The following is a 19,628-nucleotide window of genomic DNA, read 5'->3' on the forward strand; positions in this document are numbered from 1 at the left end:
TCAGGCCTCGGTGTTCTGCTCCCCGACATGCTCGGGACCGTTCTCGACGGCCTCCTCGGTCATGAACAGGAAGCCGAGCGAGTTGCCGTCGGGGTCGTCGAGGTCGCGCGAGTACATGAAGCCGTAGTCCTGCGCGGGCTTGGGCTCAGCCCCACCGGCGGCGAGGCCCTTGGCGAGGATGTCGTCGACCTCTTCGCGCGAGTCGCGGCTGAACGACACCGACACCTGGGCGACCTCGTTCGGGTCGGCGATCGGCTTGTCGGTGAAGGTCGCGAAGAACTCGCGCTTGAGCACCATGAAGAAGATGTCCTCCGCCCAGACGACGCACGCGGCGTTCTCGTCGGTGAAGAGCGGATTGATCTCGCATCCGAGCGCCGTGTAGAACGCCTTGCTGCGCTCCAGGTCGTTGGTGGGAAGGTTGACGAAGACCTTGGTCACGATGACTCCTCTGCCGTGTGTCCGGCCGACGCGATCGTCGACTCGATGCGTCGATACTTGCAAAAAACAAGTAGGCCGTCAACCCTCTGTTCCAGGGGAATCTCCGCCGCACGACGGATGCCGTGACCGCACCTCCGCCCCTACGGTGGAGGGATGCCGTTCGCCCGCACCCCGACGCCTCGTGAGCGCCGCAACGATCTCCTGCTCGCGGCCGTGCTGTTCGCCGGGGCGATCCTCAGCGCCGGGCTCTCGTCGATCGCGCAGATCTACGGCGATCAGCAGGCACCCCTGTGGACCGCGCTCGTCTATGCCGTGGTCGTGACCGCTCCCCTCATGTTCCGCCGCCGTTGGCCGGGCGTCGTCGCCGTCGTGACATCGACCGCCTACTTCGTCGCCGTGAGCACGAAGGTGCCGGAACTCTACGTCGGCAACATCGCGATGTTCATCGGCCTCTACTCGGTGGGCGCCTGGATGAACGACCGACGCCGCGCCATGATCGTGCGCATCGCGATCATCATCGGCATGTTCGCGTGGCTGTTGGTCACGATGTACTACGAGGCGATCAAGCAGGCCGACGAGGCCGACGTCGTCGCCGGGGCACTCTCCCCCTACATCGCGTTCATGATGATCCAGATCATGCTGAACGCGCTCTACTTCGGCGGGGCGTACTACTTCGGCGAGCGCTCCTGGGCCTCCGCGGCCGAGCGCGAGGTGCTCGAGCAGCGCACGATCGAACTGGAGCGCGAGCGCGAGGTGACCGCCGCGCAGGCCGTGGCCCTCGACCGCGTCCGCATCGCGCGCGAGTTGCACGACGTCGTCGCCCATCATGTGTCGGTCATGGGGGTGCAGGCGGGAGCCGCGCGCCTGGTGATCGATCAGGATCCGGCCAAGACCACCCGCATCCTCACCGGGATCGAATCGTCGGCGCGCGATGCGATCCAGGAGCTGCGGCAGCTGCTCGAGACGCTGCGCACGCCGGGCGGCGACACGTCGGAGCCCGCATCCACCCTCACTCTCGATGACATCGAAGAGCTGACGATGGCGTCGACGGATGCCGGTCTGCCCACCGACTACGCCGTGATCGGCGACCCGGTGGCCGTGCCCTCGGTCGTGGCGGTCAATCTGTACCGCATCGCGCAGGAGTCGCTCACGAACGCGCGTCGGCACGCCGGCGTCGGGGCGACCGCCGATGTGCGGGTGCGCTACGACGAGTCCGGCGTCGAGGTCGAGGTCGTGAACACCGGCCGCACCGTCGGGCAGTTGCGACCGGGGCTCGGCCAGCTCGGCATGCGCGAGCGCGCGATCGCCTCGGGCGGCACGATCGAGGTGACCCCGCGACCCCTCGGCGGCCTGCGGGTGCGGGCCAGGGTGCCGCTCTCCGCGCCCACGGCCACGGCCACGGCCACGGCCACGGCCACGGCCACCCTGACGAAGGATCTCGCATGACCTCCGCCCCGATCCGCGTGCTGCTCGTCGACGACCACGCGATGCTGCGGGCGGGCTTCCGCACCATCCTCGAGAGCCAGCCCGACATCACGGTGGTCGGTGAAGCGGCGACCGGAGCGGATGCCGTCGCCCAGGCGTCAGCGCTCCACCCCGACGTCATCACGATGGACGTGCAGATGCCCGACATGGACGGCATCGAAGCGACCCGGCGCATCGTGGCCGATCCCGACGTCGCGGCGGCGATCGTGATCGTCACGACCTTCGACCGCGACGACTACCTGCATCACGCGCTCGAGGCCGGTGCCAGCGGCTTCCTGCTCAAGAACGCGGGAGCCGAAGACTTGATCGCCGCCGTGCGCGCGTTGGCCGCCGGCGACGGGATGCTGGCGCCCGAGGTCACCCGCCGGGTGCTCGCCCGTTTCGCGAGCGCCGGTTCGGCATCCGTCGCTCCGACTGCCGTAGCACCCGCTCCTTCCGTCGCCCCTCAGGTGCTCGCCGAGCCGCTCACAGACCGCGAGGCGGAAGTGCTCGCCCTGCTCGCCGACGCCCGCAGCAACGCCGAGATCGCGCAGTCCCTGTTCATCGGCGAGGCGACCGTGAAGACCCACGTGTCGCGCATCCTGCAGAAGCTCGGCGCGCGCGATCGCGTGCAGGCGGTCGTGCTGGCCCACCGGCTCGGGCTCGCGTGACCCGTCCCGAACGGCGCGGGCGCTAGCCTCGGAGCATGCCCGGCACCGCTCCCCTCTCCCGCCCGATCCTGGCGGGTGTCGTCACGGCGCTGGTCGGGTTCACGAGTTCGTTCGCGGTCGTGCTCACCGGGCTGGGCGCCGTGGGAGCGACCGCGGCACAGGCGGCGAGCGGCCTGCTCGCCGTGAGCCTGACGATGGGGCTCGCCTGCATCGTGCTCGCGTGGCGATATCGGATGCCGATCACCGTCGCGTGGTCGACGCCCGGCGCCGCGCTGCTCGCCGCGACCGGAGCAGTGGACGGTGGCTGGTCGGCCGCGGTCGGCGCCTTCCTCGTGGCATCCGCGCTGATCCTGCTCACCGCGCTGTGGCCGGCGCTCGGCGCACTGATCGCCCGCATCCCCCCGTCGATCGCGCAGGCGATGCTCGCCGGTGTGCTGCTGCCGCTCTGCCTCGCGCCGATCACCGGCATCGTCGCGAACCCCTGGGGCGTCGTGCCGGTCGTGCTGACCTGGCTGGTGTGCGCCCGCCTCGCGCCGCGCTGGGCCGTGCCGCTCGCGTTCGTCGCCGCGACGGTCGTCGTCGCGATCTCACTCGTGCGCGCCGGAGCCCCGGTCGACCCCGCACTGCTGATCCCGAGGTTCGAGCTCACCGCGCCGACCTTCACGATCGGCGCCCTCATCGGCGTCGCCCTGCCGCTGTTCATCGTGACGATGGCCTCGCAGAACGTGCCGGGCATCGCGATCATGCGCAGCTTCGGGTACGAGGTGCCCTGGCGTCCGGCCATGCTCGTGACCGGCCTCGGCACGGCACTCGGAGCGCCCGCCGGAGGACACGCGATCAACCTCGCCGCCATCAGCGCCGCCCTCGCCGCATCACCCGACGCCGACCCCGACCCGAAGCGCCGGTGGGTCGCCGGGGTGTCGACCGGATTCTCCTACCTCGCGCTCGGCGGATTCTCTGCCGCCTTCGCCGCGCTCGTGCTCCTGGCGCCGGCCGCGGTCATCCCCGCCGTCGCCGGCCTCGCACTGTTCGCGGCCTTCGGTTCCGCCGTGCAGCAGGCGATCGACGACCCCGGCGAGCGGCTCCCCGCCGTCGTGACCTTCCTCGTCGCAGCATCCGGCATCGCGGTGATCGGGGTGAGCGCCGCATTCTGGGCCCTCGTCGCGGGCCTCGTCGTGCGCACGGTGCTGCACACCTCCCGCCGCTGACGCGCCCCGGCGCGAGTCCACCGGAGGGATGACGTCTCCCTATCCACCACAGGGGGGATGCCGTGGCCCCCGGCTGATCCCTAGCGTGGAGGCATGAGCCAAGGACCACTCCACCTGACCGGCATCACCAAGAGCTACGGCTCGCGGCGCGTGCTCGACGACGTCTCGTTCACCGTGACGCCCGGACGCCTCACCGGCTTCGTCGGCGGCAACGGCGCCGGCAAGACCACGACCATGCGCATCGTGCTCGGGCTGCTCGCCGCAGACGGCGGACAGGTCGATCTGAACGGCGTCCCGCTCACCGCGGCCGACCGCCGCCGCTTCGGCTACATGCCGGAGGAGCGCGGGCTCTACCCCAAGATGAAGGTGCTCGAGCAGATCGTCTACCTCGCCCGCCTGCACGGCTTCGGCAAGGCCGAGGCCACGCGCGTGCGACCGAGCTGCTCACCGAGCTGGGTCTGGGCGAGCGGCTGAACGACACGATCGAGTCGCTCTCGCTCGGCAACCAGCAGCGCGCCCAGATCGCCGCGGCCCTCGTGCACGACCCCGAGGTGCTGATCCTCGACGAGCCGTTCTCCGGCCTCGACCCGCTGGCGGTCGACGTGGTCGCCGGCGTGCTGCAGTCCAGCGCGGCGAAGGGGGCGGCGATCCTGTTCTCCTCCCACCAGCTCGACGTGGTCGAGCGCCTGTGCGACGACCTCGTCATCCTCGCCGGCGGGACGATCCGCGCCGCCGGCTCCCGCGACGGACTGCGCGCCCAGCACGCCGGCAGCCGTTACGAGCTGGTCTCCGCGGGCGATGCGGGGTGGCTGCGCACCGAGCCCGGCGTCACCGTGGTCGACTTCGAGGGCGGCTACGCGCTGTTCGACGCCGACGGCCCCGAGACGGCACAGCGGGTCCTGCGCACCGCCGTCGAGCGCGGCGACGTCGCGAGCTTCGCCCCCAAGCATCCTTCCCTCGCCCAGATCTTCAAGGAGGTCATCCAGTGAACGCCCCCGCCCCCGTCCGCGGTTCGAACGGTATCTGGCTCGTCGCCGAGCGTGAGATCGGCTCGAAGCTGCGCAGCAAGGCCTTCATGATCTCGACCGGCATCCTGCTGCTGCTCGCCCTGGTCGGCATCCTGCTCTCGGCGGGTTCGCAAGCAACAACGCACCGAGGAGCAGACCCCCGTCGCGGTCACCTCGCAGACCGAAGCAGCCGTCTCGGCGCTGCCGAACGTGACCGTGACCGAAGTCGCAGATCAGGCCGCGGCGGAGGAGCTGGTGCGTTCCGAGAAGGTCGACGCCGCGGTGATCCCCGGTGACGGCCCCTCGGGCTACACGGTGATCGCGCTGAAGGATGCTCCCGGCTCGCTCGTCACCGCGCTGTCGGAGTCGCCGGATGTCGTGATCCTCGACCCCGCGACCACCAACCCGCTGCTGCGCTACTTCATCGCGATCGGCTTCGGACTCGTGTTCATGATGGCCGCGGCGACCTTCGGCGGCACGATCGCCCAGAGCGTCGTCGAAGAGAAGCAGACCCGCGTGGTCGAGGTGCTGCTGTCGGCGATTCCGGCCCGCACGCTGCTCGCCGGCAAGGTGATCGGCAACACGGTGCTGGCGATGGGTCAGATCCTCGCCCTCGCCGCGATCGCCACGATCGGGCTCATCGTCACCGGGCAGAATGCGATCCTGTCGACACTCGGCGCACCCATCATCTGGTTCGCGGTGTTCTTCCTGTTCGGGTTCATCCTGCTGGCGTCGATGTTCGCCGCCGCGGCATCCATGGTCTCCCGCCAGGAGGACATCGGATCGACCACGACCCCGATCACCATGCTGATCATGGCCCCGTACATCCTGGTCATCGTCTTCAACGACAATCCGCTGGTGCTGACGATCATGTCGTACGTGCCGTTCTCGGCCCCGGTGGGGATGCCGATGCGGCTGTTCGTCGGAGAGGCGCAGTGGTGGGAGCCGCTGCTCAGCCTCGTCATCCTGCTCGCGAGCTGCGTGGCCGCGATCGTGATCGGCGCGAAGATCTACGAGAACTCGTTGCTGCGCATGGGCACCCGCGTGAAGCTCGCAGAGGCGCTGCGCGGCTGATCGCCGGCGCCGGCGGCGATGGGCGCGCCGAAACCCCCGCCCCGTGACAAGACCCCCTCCTGCGTACGTCAGCAGGAGGGGGTCTCGTTGCTCAGCGGGGGTGCCGATGAGCCAGAACGGGTGCCGACGAGCCGGAACGGATGCCGCGGGTCAGATGACGCCCTCAGTGAGGCTGGTCGGGTTGCCGAAGCGGTGGTTCGTGATCGACACGGCCTGCTCGTGCAGGAACGGCAGCATCTCGACGCGGCCCGCACCGGTCACGGCGTGCGACCAGACGGCGACATCCGGGCTTCCGCCGAGAGCCTCGAACAGCGCCGACGCGTCTCCGCCGACCAGGCGCACACGCTGCCAGCTGCGCTCGCCCTTCGCGTAGCGCTTGGCCCACGCCGCATCCTTCTCGTGCTTCACGGTCACGCCGTGTGCCCGCAGCACCTTCTCGACACCACCGGGCAACGAGGCGGCCGACACCGTGAACGGGCTGCCGCTGCGCAGGGCTGCGGCGAGCACGCGCACGCTCTCGACCAGCGGAGCATCCTGGGACAGACGCACGTCGACCGCGGTCGGACGGTAGCGGAACAGGTTGCGCTCGACGCCCAGGCCCGACTTGTCGGAGACGATGCCGAATTCCGACGTCCAGGCGTGCTCGTCGGATGCCGCGGCGCGCAGCAGCCAGTCGGACTGCGCCCCGTCGAGCTCACCATCGGCGGCGCTGAGCAGAGCCGTGACGGCCGGAGCGACCGCAGCACCGGGCGCGGCCGCGGGGAGATCGGATGCCGCCCACTCGCCCAGACCGAAGAGGTAGTTCGGCCCACCGGCCTTCGCACCCGCACCGACGGCCGAACGCTTCCAGCCGCCGAACGGCTGACGCTGCACGATCGCACCGGTGATGCCGCGGTTCACATACAGGTTGCCGGCCTCGACCCGGTCGAGCCAGGTGGCGACCTCGACCTTGTCGAGCGCGTGCAGGCCCGCGGTCAGACCGTAGTCGACCGCGTTCTGCAGGCGGATCGCCTCATCGAGGTCCTTGGCGTGCATGATGCCGAGCACCGGACCGAAGAACTCGGTCATGTGGAAGTACGAGCCCTCGCGCACGCCGGTCTTCACGCCGGGCGTCCACTGCGTGCCCTCGTCGTTCAGCTTGCGCGGCTTCACGAGCCACGACTCACCCTTGCCGAGTTCGGTGAGCGCGGCGAGCAGCTTGCCATCGGCCGGCTCGATGATCGGGCCCATCTGCGTGGACGGGTCGTCGGGCAGGCCGACGCGCATCGAGGCGACGGCATCCACGAGCTGACGCTCGAACCTCTTCGAGTCGGCCACCGACCCGACGAGGATCGCCAGCGACGCCGCGGAGCACTTCTGACCCGCGTGACCGAAGGCGCTGCGCGCGACATCGGCGGCGGCGAGGTCGAGGTCGGCCGACGGCGTCACGATGATCGCGTTCTTGCCGCTGGTCTCGGCGAGCAGCGGCAGGTCGGAGCGGAACGAGCGGAACAGCTGCGCCGTCTCGTAGGCACCGGTGAGGATCACCCGGTCGACCGCGGGGTTCGCGACCAGCCGGGTGCCGAGGTCGCGCGATGCGAGGTCGACCAGGGCGAGCAGGTCGCGCGGCACACCGGCGGCCCACAGCGCCTCGACCATCACGGCGCCGCAGCGCTGGGTGAGCTTGGCCGGCTTGATGATGACGCCCGAGCCCGAGGCGAGCCCTGCGAGCACACCACCGGCGGGGATCGCGACGGGGAAGTTCCACGGCGGGGTCACGACGGTGACCTTCGAGGGGACGAACTCCGCCCCCGACACGGTCTCGAGGTCCTTCGCCCGCTCGGCGTAGTAGTGCGCGAAGTCGATCGCCTCGCTGATCTCCGGGTCGGCCTCGGCGATGGTCTTGCCGGCCTCGTGCGCCATGATCTCGATCAGGTCGCCACGGCGGGCGGCGAGCTCGTCACCCGCGCGGTGCAGCACAGCGGCCCGCTCGGCGGCCGGCAGCGCGGCCCACTTCTCGGCGGCGGCGGTCGCCGCGGCGAAGATGCCGTCGAGCTCGTCGCTCGTCTCGACCCGAGCGATCGCGATCGCGTCGACCCCGAGCGTCGTGTCGACCGAGCGCTTCAGGATCTCGCGGCCCCAGGTGCGGTTCGCGCCGAGCGCCGGGTCGGTGTCGGGCTGGTTGTGGAACGCGGTCGTCGGAGTGGCGGCATCCGCCTCTGTCGCGCGGTTCTGCACGCGGTTCGACGCGGGCACCGAACGGTCGGCCTCGAGACCGGCGAGCGAACGCTCGAAGCGCTCGCGCTCGCGCGTCAGCAGCGCCGGGTCCGTGGTGAGCTCGAACACGGCCGACATGAAGTTCTCGGAGCTGGCGTTCTCCTCCAGACGGCGCACGAGGTACGCGATCGCCACGTCGAACTCGGCGGGGTTCACGACCGGCGTGTACAGCAGCAGGCGGCCGACGTCCTTGCGGACGGCTTCGGCCTGACCGGTCGCCATGCCGAGCAGCATCTCGTACTCGACCGCATCCGTCACGCCGCGCTCCTGCGCGAGCAGCCACGTGTAGGCGATGTCGAAGAGGTTGTGTCCCGCGACACCGATGCGCACGGCATCCAGACGCTCGGGGGTCATGGCCCAGTCCAGCACGCGCTTGTAGTTCGTGTCGGAGTCCTGCTTGGTCGAGTAGGTCGCGAGCGGCCACCCGTGCACCGCGGCGTCGACCTCTTCCATCGCGAGGTTCGCGCCCTTGACGACGCGCACCTTGATCGGCGCCCCGCCCTTCGCGCGGCGGGCGGTGGCCCACTCCTGCAGGTGCTGCATCGCGCCGAGCGCGTCGGGCAGGTACGCCTGCAGCACGATTCCGGCCTCGAGGTTCTCGAGTCCCGGCTGGTCGAGGATGCTCGTGAACGCGGCGATCGTGAGGTCGAGGTCGCGGAACTCCTCCATGTCGAGGTTGATGAACTTGGCCTTGCCGGCCGCCTCCGAGCGCGCAGCGAGCTCGTACAGCGGGGTCAGGCGGGTCACGACGTCGGCCACGGCCTCGTCGAACGACCACATCGAGAGCTGGCTGACGACGCTCGACACCTTGATCGACACGTAGTCGACGTCGTCGCGGGCGAGGAAGTCGCTGGTGCCCTGCAGGCGGCGGCCGGCCTCGCGTTCGCCGAGCACGGCCTCACCCAACAGGTTGAGGTTGAGACGGTTGCCGCTCTTGCGCAGCTTCGCGATCGCGGGCCCCAGCTTCGACGGCGTGGCGTCGAGCACGAGGTGGCCGACCATCGCGCGCAGCACGCGGCGCGAGATCGGTACGACGACGCCGGGCAGCTTGGGCGCCATGAAGCCACCGGTCTTGATGGCGCTGCGCAGGTACCAGGGCAGCAGCGACGGCGTGATCTCGGAGATGTCGGCGAGCTTGCGGCCGGCGACGTTCAGGTCTTCCGGACGCATGACGCCGTCGACGAAGCCGACCGTGAAGTCGAGGCCCTGCGGGTCCTTGAGCACCTCGGCCAGGCGCTGGGCGGCAGGCTCCACGGGGTGCGTCTGGCTCTCGACGAGCCAACGCTGCACGACGGCGGCGACCTCGGAGGTGCGGGGGGTGGTGTCGACGGCGCTCATCGCGGGGGAACCTCCAGGTAAGGATGGCGCACACCTCGGGTCGTGTGCGGCTGGATCATTGTCATCCCCGGCGGTAGGCTCCGTCTATCAACCGATTCGAGTGAATTCTGTTCACTCCGGCTGAACGAAATATCTCACCCCCTGAACGGACGGATGCCCCGTGCTCGACGTCAATCGTCTGCGGATGCTGGTGGAGCTGAGCCGCCGCGGAACTCTGTCGGCCGTCGCCGATGCACTGTCGTACAGCAAGGCGTCCGTGTCACAGCAGTTGAGCGCCCTGGAGCGCGACGTCGGCGTACCGCTGCTGCGCCGCGTCGGCCGCGGGGTGCAGTTCACGCCGCAGGGGAATGTGCTCGTCGCCGAGGCCGTCGGCATCCTCGATCAGCTCGAACACGCGCAGATCGCCGTCGCCGAATCGCTCACCGAGGTCACCGGAACCGTGCACATCGCGGTGTTCCAGTCCACCGCGCATTCGCTGCTGCCCGGAGCCCTCAATGCACTGCGCGCCGAGCATCCAGCACTGCGGGTCGAGGTGACCGAGTGCGACCCCGAGACCGGCCTGGTCGGCGTCTCGAGCCGCGACTTCGATCTGATCCTCGCGGAGCAGTACCCCGGACGCACACGTCCGATCCACGCCGACCTGGATCGCGTGGTGCTCGTGCACGACGCGATCGCGCTGGCGCGGCATCCCGGCTCCTCCGACACGACGGATGCCGCGGCCGCGCTGTGGGCGACGCGCGACGAGCCCTGGGTGCTGGAGCCCGCCGGGACCGCGTCGCGCGCCTGGGCGGAGCAGCTGTGCCGCACCGCGGGGTTCGAGCCGGACGTGCGCTTCGAGGTCGCCGACCTCACCGCGCACGTGCGTCTGATCCGCGCCGGCCTCGCCGTCGGACTGTTGCCGGAGCTCGTGTGGGCGGGCGAGACCCCGACCGTCGCACTCGCACCGCTGCCCGACGAGCCGCGACGCGAGATCTTCTCGTCGGCGCGGCGGGTGTCGGCCGCGGCGCCGTCGATCCGCGCGGTGCGACGCGCGCTGGCATCCGCCGCCTCGCGCAACCTGCTCGACTGAGCGCGACGCGATCCTCCCGGCTACGCCACTTGAAGACTCTCGGCGTCTTCTGACGTCACGCGGGAATATGCATGCACATGCATCGGTTGTGCCCCTCGTACGCGGACGAAGGAGTCCGATCGACTCCTTTCGAAAGGCACTTCCGTGAGCACCCCCGTGATCGACCGCACCGCCCCCACCGAGCACCCCGTCCTCGACGTGCTCGCCGGCCGCTGGAGCCCCCGCGCCTTCGACGCGCAGAACACCATCGACGAGAGCAAGCTCGCGACCGCCCTCGAGGCCGCCCGCTGGAGCCCCTCCGCCAACAACTCGCAGCCCTGGCGCTTCATCGTCGCGCGCCGCGGCACCGCGCTGCACGCACAGGTCGTGGACTCGCTCATGGGCTTCAACCAGGCCTGGGCCGGAAACGCCGCCGTGCTCGTCGTCGCGATCGCCGAGACCGCCACGGCCGACGGTACCCCCATCACCCACGCCTTCTACGACCTCGGTCAGGCCGTCGCGCACTTCTCGGTGCAGGCCCACCACGACGGACTCGTCGTGCACCAGATGAGCGGCTTCGACGCCGCCGTCGTGCGCGAGTTCGCCGACCTCGATGAGCGCTTCGCGCCCGCGACCGTCTTCGCCGTGGGCGAGTTCGGTGACGTGGAGTCGCTGCCCGAGGTGCTGCAGGAGCGCGAGGTCGCCCCGCGCGTGCGTCGCCCGATCGCCGAGACGGTCGTCCTCAACGCCTGAGAACCACCCGGCCACGCGAGAAACACGTATCAACACGAAACCCCCGCCCTGAGCGGGGGTTTCGTGCACCTGATGGCGTCTCGCGCCTGAAGCGGCGCCTCGCGCGCGCCGGCCTCAGTCGTCGAGCAGTTCGGCCTCGATCACGTCGTCGTCGTCGAACTCCGGCTCGGGGCTGGCGCTGGTGAGCACGAGCCCCGTCCCGTCGGCCGCGGTGTCGACGCGCACCGTGTCGCCGTCACGCACGCCGCCCGAGAGCAGCGCGGTGGCGAGCTTGTTCTGCACCTCGCTCTGGATGAGCCGGCGCAGCGGCCGGGCTCCGAACATCGGGTCGTAGCCGCGTTCCGCCAGCCAGGCCCGCGCATCCGGTGTGACGGCGAGACTGAGCCGCCGGTCGTGCAGCCGCTTGTGCAGCTGGTCGATCGAGAGCTCCACGATCTGCGCCAGGTCGTCTTCCGTGAGCGCCTGGAACATCACGATGTCGTCGAGGCGGTTCAGGAACTCCGGACGGAACGCCTGTCGCACCAGCGCCATGACCTGCTCGCGCTTGTCGTCGGGCGACAGGACGGGGTCGATCAGGATGGGGGAACCGAGGTTCGACGTCAGGATCAGGATCACGTTCGAGAAGTCGACCGTGCGTCCCTGACCATCGGTGAGCCGCCCGTCGTCGAGCACCTGGAGCAGCACGTCGAACACCTCCGGGTGCGCCTTCTCGACCTCATCGAGCAGGATCACGCTGTACGGACGCCGCCGCACCGCCTCGGTCAGCTGACCGCCCTGCTCGTACCCGACGTATCCGGGAGGAGCGCCGACGAGCCGCGACACCGAGTGCTTCTCGCCGTACTCCGACATGTCGATGCGCACCATGGCGTGCTCGTCGTCGAAGAGGAACTCGGCGAGCGCCTTCGCGAGCTCGGTCTTGCCGACACCGGTCGGACCGAGGAACAGGAACGAACCGGTCGGGCGACCGGGGTCGCTGATGCCCGCGCGCGAGCGGCGCACGGCATCCGACACCGCCTTCACGGCATCCTTCTGTCCGATCAATCGCTTGCCGAGCTCGTTCTCGAGGTGCAGCAGCTTCTCGCTCTCGCCCTGCAGCAGACGACCGACGGGGATGCCGGTCCACGCGGCGATCACGGCGGCGATGTCTTCGTCGGTGACCTGCTCGTTGACCATGCGGGGTTCGCCGGAGGTCGCGGCCTCGGCCTGCTCCGCCTCGGCGATGTCGCGCTCGAGGCGCTTGATCGTCTCGTACTCGAGCTTCGACGCCTTCGTGTAGTCGGCGTTGCGCATCGCGAGGTCGCGCTGCGTGACCGCATCGTCGAGCTGCTTCTTGAGCTCTCCGACACGGTTGAGTCCCTGGCGCTCGCGCGCCCAGCGGGCCTCGAGCTCGGCGAGCTGCTTCTCCATGCCCACGAGCTGTTCGCGGAGCGCGGCGAGGCGCTCCTTCGATGCGGCATCCTTCTCGCGCTTGAGGGCGAGCTCTTCGAGCTTCATGCGGTCGACCTGGCGCTTGAGCTGGTCGATTTCGACGGGAGACGAGTCGATCTCCATCTTCAGCCGCGACATCGACTCGTCGATCAGGTCGATCGCCTTGTCGGGCAGCTGGCGCGAGGGCAGGTAACGGCTCGAGAGCGCGGCGGCGGCGACGAGCGCACTGTCGGAGATCGTGACGCCGTGGTGCGCCTCGTACCGCCCCTTGAGCCCGCGCAGGATCGCGATCGTGTCTTCCACGGTCGGCTCGCCCACGTACACCTGCTGGAAGCGGCGTTCGAGAGCCGCATCCTTCTCGATGAACTCGCGGTACTCGTTGAGGGTGGTGGCGCCGATCAGACGCAGCTCGCCGCGGGCCAGCATGGGCTTGAGCATGTTGGATGCCGCGACCGAACCCTCACCGCCGCCTGCCCCCATGAGCACGTGCAGCTCGTCGATGAAGGTGATGACCTGCCCGTCGGACTCCGTGATCTCCTTGAGGACCTGCTTCAGCCGCTCCTCGAACTGGCCGCGGTACATCGCGCCGGCCACGAGAGCGGAGATGTCGAGGGTGATCAGCTCCTTGTCCTTGAGCGACTCGGCGACGTCGCCCGCGACGATGCGCTGGGCGAGTCCCTCGACGACGGCGGTCTTGCCGACGCCGGGCTCGCCGATCAGCACCGGGTTGTTCTTGGTGCGCCGGGTGAGCACCTGGCTGACGCGGCGGATCTCACTGTCGCGACCGATCACCGGATCGAGCTTTCCCTGACGGGCACGATCGGTGAGGTTGATCCCGAATTGCTCGAGGGCGGACTGCTGATCCTGGTTCTGAGAGCTGGTCTGCGGGTTCGTCATCTGTTCCTCCTGAGGAGACTCCTTCTGGCCGGATCCGCCGACTGTCGCGTCGGCGGGGTAAAACTTGAGTGGTGTTGACTCAAGTTTAGCAGCGATCGGTGATCACCGCATCCCAGATCTTCCGTGCGACCTCGTGTTTTGTGCCCGCGGCATCGACGACGACCTCACCACCTGCACCGATGATCTCGACCGCATTCTCGGCACGCTCGAAACCGTGCTCGGCATCCGCGAGGTTCACGGCGAGCAGATCGACGCCCTTGCGCTCCCGCTTGCGGCGCGCCCGCTCGCGACGCTCCTCCGGATCGGTGAGCGTCTCGGCGGCGAACGCGACGATCGTCTGGTGCTGCGGCGCCCGCCCCGCCGCCCGCGCCGCGGCGAGCGCCGCGACCACGTCTTCGTTCTCGACCAGGTCGATGCGCGTGAGCGGTCCCTGCTCCTTGGTGAGCTTGTGCGCCGACACCTCGGCGGGCCGGTAGTCGGCCACCGCCGCCGCCATCACGACGACATCGGCCGAGGCGGCCTCCTGCTTCATGGCCTCGGCGAGTTCGGCGGCCGTCCCGACATCGCGCACCCGGATCGACGGATGCTGCGCCGCTGCGCGCACCGGCGCATCGACGTGCGCTGCGACCAGCACGACATCTGCGCCGCGGGCGGCGGCGTCGGCGGCGAGCGCCGCGCCCTGGCGTCCGCTCGACCGATTGCCGAGGAACCGCACGGGGTCGATCGGCTCTCGCGTTCCCCCGGCGGAGATGACCACGCGGAGTCCGTCGAGGTCGCGCGGCGCGATCACGGCGAGCGCAGCGGCCAGGATCTCCTCCGGTTCCGACATGCGCCCGGGCCCCGAGTCACCGCCGGCGAGCTCACCCTCTGCCGGGCCGACGATATGCACGCCGCGTGCGCGCAGTGTCCCGATGTTCGCCTGGGTTGCCGGATGCCGCCACATCTCGGTGTGCATGGCCGGAGCGATCACGACCGGGGCGAGGGTGGCGAGCAGTGTGGTGCCGAGCAGGTCGCTCGCGAGCCCCGCCGTCATCGAGGCGATCGTGTTCGCCGTGGCCGGGGCGATGATCACGAGCTCTGCCGCCTGCCCGAGGGCCACGTGCCGCACCTTCGCGACGTCGTCGTGCACGCTCGTGGTGACCGGGTGGCGGCTGATGGCCTCCCAGGTGGGAGTGCCGACGAACCGCAGTGCGTCGTCGGTGGGAACCACGGTCACGTCGTGTCCGCCCTTCGTGAGCAGGCGCACCAGGTGCACGGTCTTGTAGGCGGCGATCCCGCCCGTGACTCCCACGACGATGTTCACGTCTTCGATTCTGCCGCAGCGAGCGCTCGGCCGGGCCGTGGGATCCGCCTGTCTGGCCCGCGAGACGGCATCCGTGCCGCAGCGGTCACCCCATCGCACCCGCGTGCGAGGATGGCGACATGCCGCGAACACCGATGGCGATGCTGTCTCCCGCCGACCAGGTACGTCTGCGCGCGCTGCGCCGCATGAAGGCGGTGGCGCTCGGCGCCCTGATCTTCATGGCGATCGCGTTCGTGCTCGCCTTCATGTTCCAGGAGCGTCAACCGTGGCTGAGCTACGTGCGCGCGGCCGCCGAGGGCGGGATGGTCGGCGCTCTCGCGGACTGGTTCGCCGTGACCGCGCTGTTCCGCCGCCCTCTCGGGCTCCCCATCCCGCACACCGCGATCATCCCGAATCGCAAAGACGAGATCGGGCGCACGCTGGGCGAGTTCGTCGAGACCAACTTCCTCGAAGCCAGCGTCGTGCGCACCAAGCTGTCGAGCACGGCCATCGCGGCACGGGCGGGCGAGTGGCTCCGCGAGGCGCCGCACGCCGAGCGGGTGGGCGCGGAGGGCGCGACCATCGCGACCGCCGTGCTGAACGCGCTGAGCGACGACGATGTGCGCGACCTCATCACGGATCTTGCCCGCGAGCATCTCGTCGCCCCCGAGTGGGGCCCGCCCGCGGGGCTCTGGCTCGAGAAGATCGTGGAGGCCGACGCCCACCACGGCGCGGTCGACGTCGCCGTCGACAACATCGGGCGCTGGCTCGAGGCCAACGCCGAATCGTTCAGCGGTCTCGTCTCCCGTCGGCTCCCCTCGTGGGTTCCGCGGCTCGCGCACCGGTTCGTCGACGACACGGTGTACAACGAGGCCGTCAAGTTCGTGCACGCCGTGCAGGCCGACCCGCAGCATCCGGCCCGCATCGCGATCGACGGCTATCTCGCACGCCTGGCCGACAACCTGCAGCACGACCCCGCCACCCGCGCCAAGCTCGAGAGCGCCAAGGCGTCGCTGTTCGACAGCCCCCGCGTGGGTGCGTTGGCGGCCGAAGCCTGGAACACCGCCAAGAACGGCCTGCTCGCCGCCCTCGCCGATCCCGACAGCGGTCTGCGCCGCCGCGCCGTGCAGGCCCTGCAGGAGGTGGGCGACCGCCTCACCACGGATGCCGCGCTGCAGAAGCGCGTCGACACCTGGGTCTCGGATGCCGCGGTGTTCCTCGTCGACCGCTACCGCCACGACATCGCCTCGATCATCACCGACACCGTCGAGCGCTGGGACCCGGCCGAGACGACCGAGAAGATCGAGCTCATGGTGGGCCGCGATCTGCAGTACATCCGCCTGAACGGCACCTTCGTGGGAGCCCTCGCGGGTCTCGCGATCTTCACCATCGCCCACGCCCTGATCCCCGGAGTCTGACATGGCGCTCTCGCACGATTCGCTCTGGCCGCGCGCCGGCGGCTGGCCCTCGTTCACCGACGCGGCAGATGCCGTGCTCCTCGGCGTGCCGACATGGCGCACGTCGCTCTCGCCGACCGGGGCGCAGGCGACGCCCGCCGCGATCCGTGACGCCCTGCCGCGCTACGGCGCGACGCTGATGGGACCGCCCGTCGTCGATCTGAACGAACGACTGCGCATCACGGATGCCGGCGACGTGAACGAGCCCGACGGCGACGAGGGCGAGGCCGCGACCATCGCCCGGGTGCGCGACCTGACGGATGCCACCGCGCTGCTCATCGCCCTCGGGGGTGACAACTCCCTCACCTATCCGGTCGCGCTGGGCGCCCGGGCGACGGGGCTCATCACCTTCGACGCCCACTTCGATCTGCGCGACGGCATCTCCAACGGCACGCCCGTGCGGCGTCTGGTCGAAGACGCACCCGCAGCGTCAGACGTGGGCACCACCCGGATCGACCCGCGGCGGATCGTGCAGATCGGCATCGCCGACTTCGCCAACTCCGCCGCGTACGCGCAGCGCGCCGCCGACTGGGGCATCCGCGTCATCACGCTCGACGAGGTGCGTCGGCGCGGCATCGACGATGTCGTGGCCGAAGCCCTCGAGGTCGCCGGGGCCGGAGACGACCCCCGCGTGCATCTCGACATCGATGTCGATGTGTGCGACCGCGCCGTCGCCCCCGGCTGCCCCGCCAGCGTGCCCGGCGGACTGCAGGCATGGGAGCTGCGGGCCCTCACTCGCGCCGTCGCGGGGGATCCGCGGGTGGTCAGCGCCGACATCGCAGAAGTGGATGCCACCGCCGACGCCGACGATGCGCGCACGATCCGTCTCGCCGCACTCTGCGTGCTCGAGCTTCTCGCCGGTCTCGCCACGCGGCCTTGAGCCGCGCGGGCTGATCCCGGATCAGCGCACGACGAGCTCGGGAGCGATGAGCGCGTGGGCCGATCCGGGTTGAAGGCTCCGGGGCGCCACCACTTCGCCGGTCGGCCCCATCAGCAGCTCGAGGATCGCGGTCGCCACGTCTTCCGGGCGTTGCTCGACGCTCGAGAAGCCCAGCGCCTCGGCTGTCGGGGTGTTGTCGAAGCCGATCACCGGCAGCGAGAGTCCCGCGGCGGCGATGGCGAGCAGCGCGCCGACCGCGAGCGAGTCGCTGGCGCAGACGAGGGCATCGGGAGGCGTTCCGCCCGCGAGCGCGGCCTCCATGGCCGCACGACCACGTGGCACCCCCTCCTCGGCCGTGAACCGCTCGCCGTGGGCTCCGGCGGCAGCCATCGCCTCCCGCCAGCCACGTTCGCGATCGTCTCCGGTGCCCGACCCGGCGGGCCAGCCGAGGAAGGCGACATTCGAGCCCCGGGTCAGCGCGTGCGCGGTGGCCGCGCGGGTGCCGGAGGCGCCGTCGACATCGACCCACAGGTGGCGGGGGTCGGCGATGTCGTCCTCGCCCCACGGTCGCCCGAACGAGATGAACGGGAGTCCGTCGGCGTCGAGGCTGCGCACGCGCGGGTCGTCTCGCATCGTGCCGGTGATGATCGCGGCGTCGATCTCCGAGCCCTCCCAGAGCTCGGAGAGCCGGGCGATCTCCTCCTCCGGCGAGCGCGCCGCATAGACGAGCATCCGCATGCCGCGCTCGCTCGCGCGTTCGGTGATGGCGTGCACGAATCGGTCGAGCACCACGCCCGAGATACCGCCCAGGTACGGGTCGAGCCGGATGCCGATGGCGGAGCTGCGTCGCAACCGCAGTCGCCTCGCCGCCGCATGTCGGCGGTATCCGAGTTCGTCGATCGCCGCGATTACGCGCTCCCTGGTGGCGGGCCGCACGATGTCGGGGGTGTTGAGGACGTTCGACACGGTCTGCCGTGACACACCGGCGCGTGCGGCGACGTCTTCGACGGTGGGCGCCTTCGCCATCGCCCCTCCTCGTTCCGGGCGGGGTTGACACTCCCGCGACTCGCCCATAGCCTATTCCACGCAGAGTTTGATCGTTCAAATTTCTGTGACGAACTCGCACGAGCCTCCTCAGGCCGTCGCCCGCAGTGACTCATCAAAGGAGAGAGACCATGACACGGCACACCACTCGCGCAGTACTCGGCACCGGAGCGGTGCTACTCGCCAGCACCCTCGTGCTCGCCGGCTGCGGCTCAGGATTCGCCGGCGACGAGCCGACGCCCGAGTCCGACGGGCTCACCTCCTCCGACGACGCGCTCACCCTGCTCATCGGCTCGTCCGGCGATGCCGAGACCGCCGCCGTGCAGTCGGCCGTCGATGCATGGTCGGCCGAGTCCGGTACCGACGTGTCGGTGCAGGTCGCCAGCAACCTCGACCAGGAGCTCTCGCAGGGCTTCGCCGCCGGCGAGCCGGCCGACCTGTTCTACCTCTCGACCGATCAGGCCGCGGGGTACGCCGCGAACGGATCGCTCAAGGCCTACGGCGACCAGCTGTCCAACAAGGACGACTTCTACCCCTCGCTCGTGGAGAACTTCACGGTCGACGACACGTTCTACTGTGCGCCCAAGGACTTCTCCACTCTCGCCCTCATCATCAACACGAAGATGTGGTCGGATGCCGGCCTCACCGACGCCGACATCCCGAAGGACTGGGACGACCTCGCCGCGGTCGCGAAGAAGCTCACCACCGCCGATCACGTCGGGCTCGCCTTCGGTGCCGAGTACCAGCGCGTGGGCGTGTTCATGGCGCAGGCCGGTGGCGGACTCGTGCGCGACGGCGCCGCGATCGCCGACGACCCCGCGAACGTCGAGGCGCTCGAGTACGTGAAGTCGCATCTCGCCGACGGCACCTTCGCCTTCGCGAAGGACGTCGGGGCCGGATGGGGTGGCGAGGCGCTGGGCAAGCAGTCCGCCGCCATGGTGATCGAGGGCAACTGGATCACCGGCGCGATGTCGAACGACTACAGCACGGTCGACTACACCGTCGCCGAGCTTCCCGCCGGCCCCTCGGGCCCGGGCACGCTCCAGTTCACGAACTGCTGGGGAATGGCCGCCGACAGCCCCAACCAGCAGGCCGCGCTCGACCTGGTGGAGTATCTGACCAGCGCCGACAGCCAGCTCGCCTTCTCGGCAGCCTTCGGCCCGATGCCGTCGATCAAGTCGGCCGCCGATGACTGGACCGCCGACAACGCCGCCCTCACGCCCTTCCTCGCCGGCGCCGAGTACGCCCAGTTCCCGCCGAACCAGGCCGGATCCGCCGACGTGATCGCCGACTTCAACTCGCAGCTCGAGTCGCTGAAGTCCGCCGATCCGACGCAGATCCTCGACTCCGTCCAGTCGAACCTCGAAGCGGTCGTCAAGTAAC

15 protein-coding genes and 2 pseudogenes are annotated in these 19,628 nt (G+C 70.0%); 12 read left to right on the forward strand and 5 right to left on the reverse strand.

The window, feature by feature from the left end; translation table 11 throughout:
- Positions 1-441, reverse strand: coding sequence for a glyoxalase (locus tag P0Y60_17950; protein ID WEK62941.1), 441 nt, complete (start codon positions 439-441; stop codon positions 1-3).
- Between the two features lie 150 nt (positions 442-591).
- On the opposite strand from P0Y60_17950, the gene P0Y60_17955 reads away from it, so the two are divergent.
- The 7 genes and pseudogenes from P0Y60_17955 (at position 592) to P0Y60_17985 (ending at position 5,862) form a co-directional block, all read left to right on the forward strand.
- Positions 592-1,884, forward strand: coding sequence for a sensor histidine kinase (locus P0Y60_17955; protein ID WEK61161.1), 1,293 nt, complete (start codon positions 592-594; stop codon positions 1,882-1,884).
- On the forward strand, positions 1,881-2,573 hold the full coding sequence (locus P0Y60_17960; protein ID WEK61162.1) for a response regulator transcription factor: 693 nt from the start codon (positions 1,881-1,883) through the stop codon (positions 2,571-2,573). The genes P0Y60_17955 and P0Y60_17960 overlap by 4 nt, the downstream gene beginning before the upstream one ends.
- 35 nt (positions 2,574-2,608) lie before the next feature.
- Positions 2,609-3,781: a benzoate/H(+) symporter BenE family transporter gene (locus tag P0Y60_17965; protein ID WEK61163.1), complete on the forward strand. Its 1,173-nt coding sequence runs from the start codon at positions 2,609-2,611 to the stop codon at positions 3,779-3,781.
- A gap of 93 nt (positions 3,782-3,874) precedes the next feature.
- Positions 3,875-4,126, forward strand: a pseudogene (locus P0Y60_17970) (ATP-binding cassette domain-containing protein).
- Positions 4,060-4,398 (forward strand): annotated as a pseudogene (locus tag P0Y60_17975) (ATP-binding cassette domain-containing protein). The pseudogenes P0Y60_17970 and P0Y60_17975 overlap by 67 nt, the downstream one beginning before the upstream one ends.
- Positions 4,399-4,455: 57 nt before the next feature.
- On the forward strand, positions 4,456-4,770 hold the full coding sequence (locus P0Y60_17980; GenBank protein ID WEK62942.1) for a DUF4162 domain-containing protein: 315 nt from the start codon (positions 4,456-4,458) through the stop codon (positions 4,768-4,770).
- A 219-nt stretch (positions 4,771-4,989) separates the two neighbouring features.
- Complete coding sequence (locus tag P0Y60_17985; protein WEK62943.1) at positions 4,990-5,862, forward strand: ABC transporter permease; 873 nt, start codon at positions 4,990-4,992, stop codon at positions 5,860-5,862.
- Between the two features lie 150 nt (positions 5,863-6,012).
- Here P0Y60_17985 and P0Y60_17990 read toward each other — a convergent pair whose 3' ends face one another.
- Positions 6,013-9,456: a bifunctional proline dehydrogenase/L-glutamate gamma-semialdehyde dehydrogenase gene (locus P0Y60_17990; protein ID WEK61164.1), complete on the reverse strand. Its 3,444-nt coding sequence runs from the start codon at positions 9,454-9,456 to the stop codon at positions 6,013-6,015.
- Positions 9,457-9,616: 160 nt separating this feature from the next.
- On the opposite strand from P0Y60_17990, the gene P0Y60_17995 reads away from it, so the two are divergent.
- Together P0Y60_17995 and P0Y60_18000 are read left to right on the forward strand one after the other, a co-directional pair.
- The gene (locus P0Y60_17995; protein WEK61165.1) at positions 9,617-10,525 is read left to right on the forward strand and encodes a LysR substrate-binding domain-containing protein; all 909 of its coding nucleotides are present in this window, start codon (positions 9,617-9,619) and stop codon (positions 10,523-10,525) included.
- A 144-nt stretch (positions 10,526-10,669) separates the two neighbouring features.
- On the forward strand, positions 10,670-11,257 hold the full coding sequence (locus P0Y60_18000; GenBank protein WEK61166.1) for a nitroreductase family protein: 588 nt from the start codon (positions 10,670-10,672) through the stop codon (positions 11,255-11,257).
- A gap of 114 nt (positions 11,258-11,371) precedes the next feature.
- Here P0Y60_18000 and P0Y60_18005 read toward each other — a convergent pair whose 3' ends face one another.
- Both P0Y60_18005 and coaBC read right to left on the reverse strand, forming a co-directional pair.
- Positions 11,372-13,582, reverse strand: a complete 2,211-nt coding sequence (locus P0Y60_18005) for an AAA family ATPase (GenBank protein WEK61167.1) — start codon at positions 13,580-13,582, stop codon at positions 11,372-11,374.
- Positions 13,583-13,667: 85 nt separating this feature from the next.
- Complete coding sequence (gene coaBC, locus P0Y60_18010) at positions 13,668-14,885, reverse strand: bifunctional phosphopantothenoylcysteine decarboxylase/phosphopantothenate--cysteine ligase CoaBC (GenBank protein ID WEK61168.1); 1,218 nt, start codon at positions 14,883-14,885, stop codon at positions 13,668-13,670.
- 119 nt (positions 14,886-15,004) lie between these two features.
- Here coaBC and P0Y60_18015 point away from each other — a divergent pair, with 119 nt between their 5' ends.
- Both P0Y60_18015 and P0Y60_18020 read left to right on the forward strand, forming a co-directional pair.
- Positions 15,005-16,282, forward strand: coding sequence for a DUF445 family protein (locus P0Y60_18015; GenBank protein WEK61169.1), 1,278 nt, complete (start codon positions 15,005-15,007; stop codon positions 16,280-16,282).
- Position 16,283: 1 nt separating this feature from the next.
- The gene (locus P0Y60_18020; protein ID WEK61170.1) at positions 16,284-17,201 is read left to right on the forward strand and encodes an arginase family protein; all 918 of its coding nucleotides are present in this window, start codon (positions 16,284-16,286) and stop codon (positions 17,199-17,201) included.
- 21 nt (positions 17,202-17,222) lie between these two features.
- Here P0Y60_18020 and P0Y60_18025 read toward each other — a convergent pair whose 3' ends face one another.
- Positions 17,223-18,227 carry a LacI family DNA-binding transcriptional regulator gene (locus P0Y60_18025; GenBank protein ID WEK61171.1) on the reverse strand — a complete coding sequence of 335 codons (1,005 nt, stop codon included), beginning with the start codon at positions 18,225-18,227 and terminating at the stop codon, positions 17,223-17,225.
- A gap of 149 nt (positions 18,228-18,376) precedes the next feature.
- Here P0Y60_18025 and P0Y60_18030 point away from each other — a divergent pair, with 149 nt between their 5' ends.
- The gene (locus P0Y60_18030; GenBank protein WEK61172.1) at positions 18,377-19,627 is read left to right on the forward strand and encodes an extracellular solute-binding protein; all 1,251 of its coding nucleotides are present in this window, start codon (positions 18,377-18,379) and stop codon (positions 19,625-19,627) included.
- Position 19,628: the final 1 nt, after the last annotated feature.

Source organism: Candidatus Microbacterium colombiense, from assembly GCA_029203165.1.
GTDB classification, from domain to species: domain Bacteria; phylum Actinomycetota; class Actinomycetes; order Actinomycetales; family Microbacteriaceae; genus Microbacterium; species Microbacterium colombiense.

Coding starts and splice junctions, on each gene's coding strand:
- P0Y60_17955 (WEK61161.1), top strand. CDS start 592: ATGCCGTTCGCCCGCACCCCGACGCCTCGTGAGCGCCGCAACGATCTC.
- P0Y60_17960 (WEK61162.1), top strand. CDS start 1,881: ATGACCTCCGCCCCGATCCGCGTGCTGCTCGTCGACGACCACGCGATG.
- P0Y60_17965 (WEK61163.1), top strand. CDS start 2,609: ATGCCCGGCACCGCTCCCCTCTCCCGCCCGATCCTGGCGGGTGTCGTC.
- P0Y60_17990 (WEK61164.1), bottom strand. CDS start 9,456: ATGAGCGCCGTCGACACCACCCCCCGCACCTCCGAGGTCGCCGCCGTC.
- P0Y60_18005 (WEK61167.1), bottom strand. CDS start 13,582: ATGACGAACCCGCAGACCAGCTCTCAGAACCAGGATCAGCAGTCCGCC.
- P0Y60_18015 (WEK61169.1), top strand. CDS start 15,005: ATGCCGCGAACACCGATGGCGATGCTGTCTCCCGCCGACCAGGTACGT.
- P0Y60_18020 (WEK61170.1), top strand. CDS start 16,284: ATGGCGCTCTCGCACGATTCGCTCTGGCCGCGCGCCGGCGGCTGGCCC.
- P0Y60_18025 (WEK61171.1), bottom strand. CDS start 18,227: ATGGCGAAGGCGCCCACCGTCGAAGACGTCGCCGCACGCGCCGGTGTG.
- P0Y60_18030 (WEK61172.1), top strand. CDS start 18,377: ATGACACGGCACACCACTCGCGCAGTACTCGGCACCGGAGCGGTGCTA.